Here is an 11,653-nt window from a genome sequence, read left to right as displayed (position 1 = left end):
GGCGCAGGGGCCGTCGCTGGGGGCGCGGCCGTGGCGGATCGCGGCCGGCGTCTGCCTCGGCGCCGCCTGCGCGGTGAAATGGTCGGGGGTCTTCTTCCTGATCGCCTTCGCGGTCATGAGCCTGATGTGGGACATGGGCGCCAGGCGCGCCATCGGCCTGCGCGAGCCCTACAAGGCGACGTTCGCGCGCGACGTGCCCTCCTGGCTGGCCGCGGTCACCGCCGTGCCCGCCGTCGCCTACGTGCTGACCTGGACCGGCTGGTTCGCCACCGCCAACGGCTGGGGGCGCAACTGGGAGCAGGCCACCTCCTCGGGGCCCGCCTTCTTCGTCATCGACTCCGTGCGCTCGTGGCTGCAGTATCACTTCGAGGTGCTGGGCTTCCACAGCGGACTGGACGACTACCACGCGAACATGTCCGAGCCGTGGACCTGGCCGGTCCTGTTCCGGCCGGTGTCCTTCCACTACCCGGCCGAGCTCCCGCCGGCCGCCTGCGGGGCCGACAGCTGCTCACAGGCCGTGCTGGGGGTCGGCACCCCCGCGCTCTGGTACGGCGCCGTCCTGGCCCTGCTCGGCCTCGTCGTCTGGTACGTCGCCACCCGCGACTGGCGGGCCGGCGCGGTGCTGCTCACCTACGGCGCGGGCTGGCTGCCCTGGGTCTATTACGCGACCGCGCAGAACCGGACGATGTACCTGTTCTACATGATCCCGCTGGTGCCGTTCATGGTGCTGGCCCTCACCCTGGGCGCCGGGCTGGCGCTGGGCCGGGCCGACGCCGCGCCGGCCAGGCGGGCGGCCGGGGCCGCCGTCGTGGGGGCGTTCGCGCTGATCGTGCTGATCAACTTTTGGTGGCTGTATCCGGTTCTGTCGGCAGAGACGATCCCTTACCAGGAGTGGTGGGCACGGATGCTGATGGACTCCTGGGTAGCGCCCGCCCCCAAGTGACGCCCCCGCGCACCGTGATCGCGGCCGCGATGCAGGCCAGCGGCACGGCCGGCAGCACATAGCGGTAGTCGAACTCGGCCGTCGCAGCCGGCGCGAGCACCAGCCCGAACGCCCCCAGCCACGGCAGCAGCACCGGGCCGCCGAACGAACGCCAGCGCACCACGACCCCGTACGCCCCGACCAGCATGATCCCGCCCAGCATGATGCCGCGCAGGTAGAACACCTTCTGGTAGCCGGACATGATGTCCGCCCACGGCGAGACGATCCTGGTCTCCGGCGGGCCCGCCTCGTAGGCGTACGCGTCGGTGTCGGTCCTGCCCTGGTAGGAGGGCCAGTTGGGCAGCCGCTTGGGATTTCCGGTGCTGTCCAGCTCGTAGTAGGGCTTGAACTCGTACATGTTGTACGTCGCCGCGTCGGGGAAGCGCGGCCGGCCCCAGTGGAAGGCGCGCAGGAAGTCGCGGGCCACGACCCGCAGATAGTCGCCGGGCTGCGACACGATCGCGCGGGTGGCGAACGCGCTGGCCGCCTCGTTGGTGATGTCGGTGAACTTCTTGCCGCTGCCCCACCGGTGCAGCACCTCGCCGGTGCCCTGGCCGTCGCCGCTGCCCTGGCCCCACAGATACCACTGGGCGTAGTCCTTGCGCTGGTGCACCGGGTCGTTGATGCACAGCAGGACCAGCTCGACCTCTTTGTACTTGTCGATGTCCATCTTGTCGCAGTCGGCGAAGATGGCGGTGCGCATGTAGAGGATGAGCCCGTCGCTGTTGGTCATCGCGAACTTGCCGAAGCTCGCCGCGAACCAGCTCATGTAGGCCACCACCGGGATGGCGCACGCGGTCACCACGGCGACCACCGGCTTCCACCCGGTCCGCTTGATGAGCAGGTAGACCACCACGAGCGCGAGGATCGGCAGGCCGATCGAGCGGGTGAGCCAGGTGAGCGCCAGTAGCAGCCCGACCACCACGCCGACCCGCCACGACATCCGCCGGTGCCACAGCACCAGGGTGATCACGCCCACGACCAGCAGCGTGAACATGGCGTCGGACATGATCAATTGCTCGAGCTGGATCTGGTAGGCGTCGAACAGCACCGGCGCGGCGGCCAGCGTGGCGCCCCACTTCGGCAGCCCGAACTTGCGGCGCAGCAGCGCGTAGATCAGCGCCGCCGTGGCCAGCCCCATCAGATGCTGCGTCAATGTGACCAGAGTGAGACTGTGGAACGGCTTGAGCAGCAGCAGCCAGAACCCGTAGCCGTCCGGCCTGATGGGGTGTGGCCTGGGATGCAACGCCACCGAGACGTACTCGTAGGAGTCGTTGAACCACATCGCCGGGCCGTACCCGAGCATGGTGATGAGCCGCAGCAGTCCGCCCAGGGCGAAGGCTGCGGCGAACACTCGATGACGGCGCAGGAAAGACCGCGCACGAGCCATCCGGCCAGGGGCGGAGTGGTCCACATGGGTAATCTCCGCGACGCTCACCATGCTGTAAAGAATGCCAGTCGTTTCCTGGACTTGCCCCGACCATTCCTGGGCACAGGGCATGATGGTGTGCCAGAAGTGCAGTGAATGAAGGGTTGAGACGTGGAACTGACGGTGGTCATGCCCTGCCTCAACGAGGCGGAGACCGTGGAAGTCTGTGTGCGCAAGGCACTTGCGTGCATGGCCGAGCACGGCATCGAGGGCGAGGTCCTGATCGCCGACAACGGCAGCACGGACGGCTCGCAGCAGCTCGCCCGTGAGGCCGGGGCCCGTGTGGTCCACGTCGACGAGAAGGGCTACGGCAATGCGCTGATGGGTGGCATCCGGGCCGCTCGCGGCACCTACGTCATCATGGGCGACGCCGACGACTCCTACGATTTCACCTCGTTGATGCCTTTCGTGGAGCAGCTCCGTGACGGAGCCGACCTGGTGATGGGCAACCGGTTCAAGGGCGGCATCGCGCCCGGCGCCATGCCCCCGCTGCACCGCTACCTCGGCAACCCGGTGCTGTCGTTCGTCGGCCGGCTGTTCTTCCCGTCGGCCATCGGCGACTTCCACTGCGGGCTGCGCGGTTTCCGCCGCGACTCGATCCTCAAGCTGCACCTGCAGACGGGCGGCATGGAGTTCGCGAGCGAGATGGTGGTCCGCTCCACGCTGTCCGGCCTGGACGTGCGTGAGGTGCCGACCACGCTGTCGCCCGACGGCCGCTCCCGCCCGCCGCACCTGCGCTCCTGGCGCGACGGCTGGCGGCACCTGCGCTTCCTGCTGCTCTACAGCCCCAAGTGGCTGTTCTTCATCCCGGGCGTCCTGCTGATGGTGGTGGGCCTGGTCGCGGGCACCGCGCTGACGTTCGGCCCGGTCGAGATCGGCGAGCTGGCCTTCGACGTCGACACCCTGGTCGGCGCGTCGGCCGCGGTGGTGATCGGCTTCCAGGCGGCCCTGTTCGCGCTGTTCACGAAGGTGTACGCGGCCGAGGAGGGCTTCCTGCCCGAGTCGCCACGGGTGCGCAAGCTCATCGACATCGTCTCCCTGGAGAAGGGCCTGGTGGTGGGCGGCCTGCTGGCGCTGGCCGGCCTGGTCGGCCTGGTGATGTCGCTCGTGCACTGGCAGGTCCGCAGCTTCGGCGCGCTGGACCCGCGTGAGTCGCTGCGCCTGGTCGTGCCGTCGGCGACGGCGCTCATCATGAGCTTCCAGACGATCTTCGCGTCGCTGTTCATCAGCATCCTGGGCATCCGGCGTACCCGCGAGTCCTCCATCGACGTGGCGGCCGAGGCCGCTGAGGAGGCCGCCGAGGCCATCTCCCGCGAAGGAAACTCGGCGAAGTCGCGTTAGCGGTCGCGTTCGAGACGTGGGGCCGTGACCCGTAGGCTTGGACTCATGTCCCAGCACATTCTGACCGCCGTCGCGTGGCCTTACGCCAACGGCCCCCGCCACATCGGGCACGTCTCCGGGTTCGGCGTGCCTTCTGACATCTTCAGCCGCTACCAGCGGATGGCGGGTAACAAGGTGCTGATGGTCTCGGGCACCGACGAGCACGGCACACCCATCCAGGTGCAGGCCGACAAGGAAGGCGTCACCGCCAAGGAGTTGGCCGACCGCTACAACCGGGTGATCGCCGAGGATCTCACCGGGCTGGGGCTGTCCTACGACCTGTTCACCCGTACCACCACGAAGAACCACTACGCGATCGCGCAGGAGATCTTCAAGGGTCTCTACGACAACGGCTACATCTTTCCCAAGATCACCATGGGCGCCATCTCCCCGTCCAACGGGCGGACCCTGCCGGACCGCTACATCGAGGGCACCTGCCCCATCTGCGGCTACGACGGGGCACGCGGCGACCAGTGCGACAATTGCGGCAACCAGCTCGACCCGATCCAGCTGATCAACCCGGTGAGCCGGGTCAACGGCGAGACGCCGATCTTCGTGGAGACCGAGCACTTCATGCTCGATCTGCCCGCCTTCGCCGAGGTGCTGGGCACCTACCTGCAGGCCAAGCAGGGCGAGTGGCGGCCCAACGTGCTCAAGTTCGCCCTCAACCTGCTGGGCGACCTGCAGCCGCGGGCGATCAGCCGCGACCTTGACTGGGGCGTGCCGATCCCGCTCGACGGCTGGCGCGACCAGTCCAACAAGCGGCTGTACGTATGGTTCGACGCCGTTGTGGGCTACCTGTCGGCCTCCATCGAGTGGGCCAGGCGCTCCGGCGACCCCGAGGCCTGGCGCCAGTGGTGGCAGAACCCTGACGCCCGCGGCTACTACTTCATGGGCAAGGACAACATCGTCTTCCACGCCGAGATCTGGCCGGCGATGCTGTCCGGCTACAACGGCGTGGGCGCCAGGGACGGCTCGCCCGGCTCCCTGGGCGCGCTCGACCTGCCGTCCGAGGTGGTCTCCAGCGAGTTCCTGACGATGGAGGGCAAGAAGTTCTCCTCCTCCCGCCAGGTCGTCATCTACGTGCGCGACTTCCTGGCCCGCTACGACGCCGACGCGCTGCGCTACTACATCGCCGTGGCCGGGCCGGAGAACCAGGACACCGACTTCACCTGGCAGGAGTTCGTCAACCGCAACAACGGCGAGCTCGTCGCCGCCTGGGGCAACCTGGTCAACCGGTCGGTCTCCATGGCGGCCAAGAACTTCGGCTCGATCCCCGAGGCGGGCGAGCTCTCCGACGCCGACCGGGCGCTGCTGGAGCGCTCGCGCAACGCCTTCGGCCCGGTCGGCGCGGAGCTGCGCCGCTCGCGGTTCAAGAACGCCATCACCGAGGCGCTCGACGTGGTTCGTGAGGCCAACAAATATCTGGCCGAGCAGGAGCCGTGGAAGCTCAAGGACGACACCGCCCGGCAGAAGTCCATCCTGCACGTCGCGCTCCAGGTGGTGGACGACGCCAAGACCATGCTGACGCCGTTCCTGCCGGGCTCGTCCAACAAGGTGCACGCCATGCTGGGCGGCGAGGGCGTCTGGTCCGGCATGCCGGAGATCCGCGAGGTGGACGAGGACGGCGGCGAGTCTTACCCCGTGATCACCGGCGACTACACCGGGGCGGCCCGCTGGGAGCACCAGCCGATCAAGCCGGGCACCCCGCTCGCGCCGCCGGTGCCGCTGTTCAAGAAGCTCGACCCGAAGGTCGTGGACGAGGAGCTGGCCCGGCTGGCCGACTGAGTCCGTGGCCGGGGGCACCCGCGCGCGCCGGGCGCGGGTGCCGCAGGTTACGTTGGGGTGCGTGAGCAAGATTCCCGTCGCGCCCGAGCCGCTGTCCGCGCCGGTGTTCGACAGTCACTGTCATCTCGACGTCATGGTGGGCGACCGGCAGGCGTCCGCCGGCGATCCGGTGGCCCAGGCCGCCCAGGCGGCCTCGGCCAGCGTGCGGAGCATCCTGGACGACGCGCGGGCCGTCGGGGTGACGGGCCTGGTGACGATCGGCTACGACCTGCCGTCCTCGCGCTGGAACGCCGACGTGGCGGCCGGGCACGAGAACGTGCACGCCGGGGTGGCCATCCATCCGAACGAGTCGCACGCCGCCGCACCGGAGGCGCTGGCCGAGATCGAGGCGCTGGCCGGGCGGCCCGAGGTGCGGGCGGTGGGGGAGACCGGGCTGGACTACTTCCGGGACTGGGCCACCAAGGACGAGCAGCACGAGAGCTTCCGGGCGCACATCGAGATCGCCAAGCGCACCGGTAAGGCGCTGGTCATTCACGACCGGGACGCGCATGACGACGTGCTGAAGGTGCTCGTGACCCAGGGGGCGCCGCCGGTGGTGGTGTTCCACAGCTTCTCCGGCGATGCCGAAATGGCCAAAAAGTGCGTGGAAGCCGGATATTTCATGTCATTTTCCGGGCCGGTGACGTACAAGAATGCCGGTTATCTGCGTGAGGCCGCTCGGGTCGCGCCCGTGGAGCTGATGCTGGTCGAGACGGACGCCCCCTACCTGCCGCCGGTGCCGCACCGCGGCAAGCCCAACGCGCCCTACCTCATCCCGCTCACCCTGCGCTGCCTGGCCGAGGTCAAGAATGTTCAACCGGACGAGCTGTGCGAGGCCATCAGCGCCAACGGAATCACGGTCTTCGGCGACTGGTGACCATCATTCGGTGAAGTGACGCGGGTGGCGGCACGGCCGTCACTAGCGTCGGGCGCCTCAGGTATTCGGGAGGTCGCCCGTGCGAGGAAGAAGGCGTGCGCCGCGTCCCACGATCCCCTGGCGTTCGCCGTGGACGCCGGTGGTCTGTGTCGCGGGTCTGCTGTCCGTGACCGCACTCGCGGTCATCGGCAGCCTGGCCAAGGACGTGGTGCTGGTGGTCGACGGCAAGCCGCAGGTGATCCGCAGCTTCGCCGCGTCCGTCAGTGAGCTGCTCGGCGACCAGGGCGTGCCGGTCGGCGACCGCGATCTCGTACGGCCCGCCGCGCAGGCGCGGATCGTCGACGGCGCCCGCATCGAGGTGCGCCACGCCCGTCCCATCCAGCTGACCGTCGACGGCCGCACCACGAACCGGCTGGTCACCGCCACCACCGTGCGCGACGCGCTGGCCGAGCTCGACCTCGCCCGGGCCGGCAAGCTGTCCGCGCCGGGACACCGGCACGTGCCGCTGTCGGGCATGGCGCTCACCGTCTACACCAGACGCACCGTGTACGTCTTCGCCAACGGCACCCGGCACCGGACCACCACGACCGCCCGCACGGTGCGCCAGGTGCTCAAGCGGAGCGGCCTCCCCCTCCCGCCCGGCTACCAGGTACGGCCCGAGCCGGACGCCTTCCCCGCCGAGGGCACCCTCATCACCGTGCTGCCGCCGCGCACCGAGCCGATCGAGGCGGCCGTCCTGCAGCTGAACTGGACGGCACTGGCCCAGTGCGAGTCCGGCGGCGACCCGCTGGCCTACAACCCGAGCGGCCCCTACTACGGCCTCTACCAGTTCAGCCTGCCGATGTGGCAGCTCGTGGGCGGCACCGGCATGCCCCAGTCCTGGCCGGTGGAGGAGCAGACCTACCGGGCGCAGCTCCTCTACCAGCGGGTCGACGGCCGGTGGAAGGGCCAGTGGCCCAACTGCGGCGCACACCTGTTCGGCGCGTCAACCGGCCCGTGAGCGGCCCGACCGCGGCGCGTGTCTGTTCGGCTCGTCAACCGGCCCGTGAGCGGTCCGACCGCGGCGCGTCAACCGGCCAGTGACACGCCGAAGTCGGCCCCCTTCTGCGGCTGCACCACCGCCAGCTCGTCGGAGTTACGCGCCGCCACCGACACCTTGCCGTACGGGAGCGCGTCCGGCTGGCCCATGACCAGCTTGTTGCCGCTGAAGGCCAGCGCATAGCCGAACAGCCCGACGGCGGGCGCGAACCGCCTGACGTCCTTGCCGTCCCGGGCCGTGACGATCCGGACGCTGCCGCCGTAGGGGGCGCCGATGGCCAGCCTGCCGTCCGCCGAGGCCGCCAGCGAGAAGCCGAACGCCTCCGTACCCGCCTGCCGCACCCGCCTGGCCGGCTCCAGCTCGTCGTCGTAGATCTGGACATAACCCGGGCCCGGAACGCCCACCGCGAGGCCCACACCGTCCACCCAGGCCACCGCGTAGCCGTACTTGTCGTCGGAGGCGGCGGTCGGCGAGTCCAGTTTGACGGTCGCCAGTTCGCCCGCCAGCACGTCCTCGATGACCACCACCGAGCCGGCGTCCACCTTGCCGGCGTCCACCTGCTGGCCGACGCCGTCGTCGTTCTCGTACGGCACGCCGACGACCAGGCCGTTGCCCGGTCCCATGGCCAGCGACCAGCCGAACTGGTCGCCCACCTCGCTGTTGCCCCGCACGTCCGTGGACTGCTGGCTGATCCTCCTCAGCTCGCCCGTGCCCTTACGCACATAGATCGCGCCCGCGTCGGCGACGTACCCGTCATCCTCGTACGGCGCGCCGATCGCCACCAGGTCTCCCCGCGCGGCCAGCGACCAGCCCAGCCGCGCGCCGCGCTGAGCGTCGGGCGCGACCATCCGCTGCGGCGCCGCCGCGCCGCCGCCATAGATCACGTACGCCGCCCCGGCGTCCTTGCGCCCGTCCACATCGGTGTACGGGGCGCCCACGACCAGGTCGGCGCAGGCGTCGGCGTCGACCTTCGCCAGCCGTACCGACCAGCCGAAACCGTCGCCCTCGGCGAGGTCGGGCACGGTCACCGGGACCACCTTCCCGCCGGACAGCACATGCACGGCACCCCGCTGACCCTCCGCGAACGGGTCGCCCACGGCCACGTCGTCCACGCCATCGCCGTCGAAGTCACTCGCTCCGGCGCAGGCCGCGGCGGTGGCGGTGGCGGTGGCGGCCGACGGGGCGAGCCAGGCGGCCGCGCCGAGTAACAGCACCGACAGCGTCGCACGTACCTTCACAGCTTGACCTCGATCTGCTTGCCGTCCTTGAGCATGGTCGCCGACAGCTCCACGGGCCGGCGGTAGAGCGGCACGTCGAACACGAACACCCCGTCGATCCGGTCGCCCGGCGCGATCGCGGCGACCGGCGGCGGGCCGTCGAGCGGGTCGTGCCGGGCGCCCCGGTCGTCGCGCATGCTGACGACGGGGTCGCCGATCTCCCTGAGCTTGCCGCCCGGGTTGACCATGGTCCAGCGCACGACGCAGAGCTGGCCCTGGGTCTGGGTCTTGTCCTGAAACTCCTTGAGCCCGCACTCGGGGGCGCTCGACACGATCACCATCGGGTCGTCGAAGACCTCGCCGAGCGCGAATCGGCGGCCGACGTCGTTCGGCCGGTCGGCCGCGGCCTGGGAGGCGGTCGCGGTGACGCCGGAACCGGCGTTGTTGCGGCTGGACGTCACGATCAGGACCGCTCCCGTCACGGTGATGGCCAGCAGCGCCGCCGCGGCCGCGATCAGCCAGCGGGTGCCGCGCGGCCGCTGGCCGGTGGGACCGGTGGCGGCGTCGGGCGGCGGGATCGTGGGCGTGGGCCGCACCTCCGGCGGGGCGGTGCTCGCCTGCCAGCTCGCCAGCTCCTCTCGGGCCGCCGCCTCCTCCCGCCGGGCCAGCTCCGCCGCCGACACCTGCGGCTCCTGGGGCGGCTCCGGCGGCTGCTTCTTCTGCTTCCTGGGCTGCTCCTGAGTCTGCTCAAGGCTCTGCACGGAGCTTTGCGCAGGGCTCTGCACGGAGCTTTGCGCAGGGGTCTGCTCAAGGCTCTGCGCCGAGCCCTGCGCGGAGCTCTGCGCAGGGCTCGGCGCGGGGCTCTCGACGGCCGGCTGCTCGATCCGGGTGGCGTCGCGGGGGGGTGGTGTCGCGAACGTGGCCGTGATGTCCGGCTTGTCGACGACGTTCTGCGGCGGCTCCCAGTCGGTGAGCAGCTCGTCGGCCACCAGGGTCGGTGGATTGTCCGTCGCGGGCGCCGGCTTGGCGCCGCCGCCGACCAGCGCGAGCAGCAACTCCTGGGCCGTGGGCCGCTCGCTCGGCTCCATCGCGGTCGCGCGACGTACCAGCTCGTCGAGCGGCGCGGGCAGCGAGCCGAGGTCCGGCGGCGTGTGCAGGACCCGGGTGGCCAGCGTGATGGGGTCGCCACGGCCGAAAGGGTGCCGGCCGTTGCCCGCGTAGGCGATCAGGCAGCCCCAGGCGAAGATGTCGACCGCCGGGGTGACCATCTCGCCGCGTACCTGCTCGGGGGCCCACCAGCCGGGGCTGCCCAGCAGCTCGCCCGAGAGGGTGAACCCCGTCTCCCGGTCGAGCGCCCTGGCGATGCCGAAGTCGATCACGCGCGGGCCCGACAACGACAGGATGACGTTGGCCGGTTTAAGGTCGCGGTGCACCAGCTCGGCGACGTGGATCGCGGCCAGCGCCGCCGCCACGCCCAACGCCACGCCGTGCAGCGGTCCCGGATCAAGCTGCCCATATTTCGTGATCTGGTCCGACATCGGGGTGCCGGCGATGTACTCGGTGACCATGTACGGCCGGCCGTCGCCGGTGTTGCCGTTGTCCAGCACCTGCGCCGTACAGAACGACGCCACGCGGCGCGCGTTCTCCACCTCGGCGTGAAATCTGACCGCGAACCCTTCCTGATTCGCGAACTCGGCCTTGACCACTTTGACCGCGACGAACCGCCCCGTCGGCGCCCGAGCGAGAAACACGGTCCCCATACCGCCCTCGCCCAATCGCCCGAGTAGCCGGTACGGGCCGATCTCCCGTAAGTCCGTCGGGCGTAGCGGGGCAGCGCCCGTTGGCTCCATGAGGATCGTCCCTTCTCGTTTCACCCATCCTCCCCTCATCCCGTCCCCGTCCGCCATCACAGGTTCTTCGATGCGGGAGACTGGTTGGATGATGAGGCTTCTGGGCCCGGCAGAAATACGTATTTTGGCGGACAAGCTAGATCTGCGCCCGACTAAAAAGCTAGGCCAGAATTTCGTGATCGACGCGGGGACCGTCCGGCGCATCGTCCGCGTGGCCGGTGTGGGGCCCGACGACGTGGTCGTCGAGGTGGGTCCCGGCCTCGGCTCCCTCACGCTCGCGCTGCTGCCCGAGTCCCGTCATGTGGTGGCCGTCGAGATCGATCCGGTGCTCGCCGCCCAGCTCCCCCTGACCGTCGCCGAGCGCGGCCTCGCCGACAAGCTCACCGTTCTGGCCGCCGACGCGCTGAAGATCTCCGCCGCCGATCTCGGGGGGTTCGCGCCCACCGCCTTGGTGGCCAACCTGCCCTACAACGTGGCGGTGCCGGTGGTGCTGCACATGCTGGAGGCGCTGCCGTCGCTGCGCAAGGGGCTGGTGATGGTGCAGGCGGAGGTGGCCGACCGGCTCGCCGCCGCGCCCGGGTCCAAGGTGTACGGCATCCCGTCGGTCAAGGCCGCCTGGTACGCCGACGTACGCCGGGCCGGCCCGGTCGGGCGCACGGTCTTCTGGCCGGCCCCGAACGTCGACTCGGGCCTCGTCTCCCTCACCCGCCGGGAGCCGCCGCCGACCACGGCCAGCCGTACGGAGGTGTTCGCGGTGGTGGACGCGGCCTTCGCGCAGCGGCGCAAGACGCTGCGGGCCGCGCTGGCGGGCTGGGCGGGAAGTCCGGCGCAGGCGGAGACGGCGCTTCGAGCGGCGGGGGTGGACCCATCCGCGCGGGGTGAACAACTCGACGTGCACGCCTTCGCCAGGATCGCCGAGCACAAGCCTTGACCCGCTCCCCAGCCTGAAACCGACCGACCTTTCCGCACGGGCGCGGGCGGTCGGGCTTCTGCCCACGCGCGGACGGACTTCCTGTCGACGCTCGCGGGCAGGCGGACGGGTGGCTGTCCAC

At 70.4% G+C, this 11,653-nt stretch carries 9 protein-coding genes; 6 read left to right on the top strand and 3 right to left on the bottom strand.

What is annotated here, in order from left to right; translation table 11 throughout:
* Positions 1–943 (top strand): dolichyl-phosphate-mannose--protein mannosyltransferase (locus IEY87_RS29155; protein ID WP_189141988.1); only part of this gene is annotated, 943 nt, incomplete at its 5' end.
* Here IEY87_RS29155 and IEY87_RS29150 read toward each other — a convergent pair.
* Positions 837–2,423, bottom strand: coding sequence for a glycosyltransferase family protein (locus IEY87_RS29150; RefSeq protein ID WP_225277740.1), 1,587 nt, complete (start codon positions 2,421–2,423; stop codon positions 837–839). The two genes, IEY87_RS29155 and IEY87_RS29150, sit on opposite strands and share 107 nt — an antisense overlap.
* Before the next feature lie 99 nt (positions 2,424–2,522).
* On the opposite strand from IEY87_RS29150, the gene IEY87_RS29145 reads away from it, so the two are divergent.
* From IEY87_RS29145 to IEY87_RS29130, 4 genes are all read left to right on the top strand, one after another.
* Positions 2,523–3,752 (top strand): glycosyltransferase, encoded by a 1,230-nt coding sequence (locus tag IEY87_RS29145; RefSeq protein WP_189141987.1) that lies wholly within the window; start codon positions 2,523–2,525, stop codon positions 3,750–3,752.
* 45 nt (positions 3,753–3,797) lie between these two features.
* On the top strand, positions 3,798–5,579 hold the full coding sequence (gene metG / locus IEY87_RS29140) for a methionine--tRNA ligase (RefSeq protein WP_189141986.1): 1,782 nt from the start codon (positions 3,798–3,800) through the stop codon (positions 5,577–5,579).
* Positions 5,580–5,640: 61 nt separating this feature from the next.
* Positions 5,641–6,495 (top strand): TatD family hydrolase, encoded by an 855-nt coding sequence (locus IEY87_RS29135; protein ID WP_189141985.1) that lies wholly within the window; start codon positions 5,641–5,643, stop codon positions 6,493–6,495.
* Positions 6,496–6,574: 79 nt separating this feature from the next.
* A complete protein-coding gene (locus IEY87_RS29130) occupies positions 6,575–7,495 on the top strand; it encodes a resuscitation-promoting factor (RefSeq protein ID WP_189141984.1) in 921 nt (306 codons plus the stop codon).
* Positions 7,496–7,563: 68 nt separating this feature from the next.
* On the opposite strand, the gene IEY87_RS29125 is transcribed toward IEY87_RS29130, so the two are convergent.
* Together IEY87_RS29125 and IEY87_RS29120 are read right to left on the bottom strand one after the other, a co-directional pair.
* Entirely contained in the window at positions 7,564–8,772 is a 1,209-nt protein-coding gene (locus IEY87_RS29125; protein ID WP_189141983.1) for an FG-GAP repeat protein, read from the bottom strand.
* The gene (locus IEY87_RS29120) at positions 8,769–10,601 is read right to left on the bottom strand and encodes a serine/threonine protein kinase (RefSeq protein ID WP_189141982.1); all 1,833 of its coding nucleotides are present in this window, start codon (positions 10,599–10,601) and stop codon (positions 8,769–8,771) included. Before IEY87_RS29120 ends, IEY87_RS29125 begins: the two co-directional genes overlap by 4 nt.
* A gap of 70 nt (positions 10,602–10,671) precedes the next feature.
* On the opposite strand from IEY87_RS29120, the gene rsmA reads away from it, so the two are divergent.
* The gene (gene rsmA / locus IEY87_RS29115) at positions 10,672–11,532 is read left to right on the top strand and encodes a 16S rRNA (adenine(1518)-N(6)/adenine(1519)-N(6))-dimethyltransferase RsmA (protein WP_225277741.1); all 861 of its coding nucleotides are present in this window, start codon (positions 10,672–10,674) and stop codon (positions 11,530–11,532) included.
* Positions 11,533–11,653: the final 121 nt, after the last annotated feature.

The sequence above is a fragment of the Nonomuraea glycinis genome, assembly GCF_014646515.1.
In the GTDB taxonomy this organism is placed as follows: Bacteria; Actinomycetota; Actinomycetes; order Streptosporangiales; family Streptosporangiaceae; genus Nonomuraea; species Nonomuraea glycinis.
This window is presented reverse-complemented; position numbering and strand designations above follow the sequence as displayed.

Bases quoted from the DNA above. Each gene is read 5' to 3' on its own strand.
- IEY87_RS29150 (WP_225277740.1), bottom strand. From the start codon at position 2,423: ATGGTGAGCGTCGCGGAGATTACCCATGTGGACCACTCCGCCCCTGGC.
- metG (WP_189141986.1), top strand. From the start codon at position 3,798: ATGTCCCAGCACATTCTGACCGCCGTCGCGTGGCCTTACGCCAACGGC.
- IEY87_RS29120 (WP_189141982.1), bottom strand. From the start codon at position 10,601: ATGGAGCCAACGGGCGCTGCCCCGCTACGCCCGACGGACTTACGGGAG.
- rsmA (WP_225277741.1), top strand. From the start codon at position 10,672: ATGCGGGAGACTGGTTGGATGATGAGGCTTCTGGGCCCGGCAGAAATA.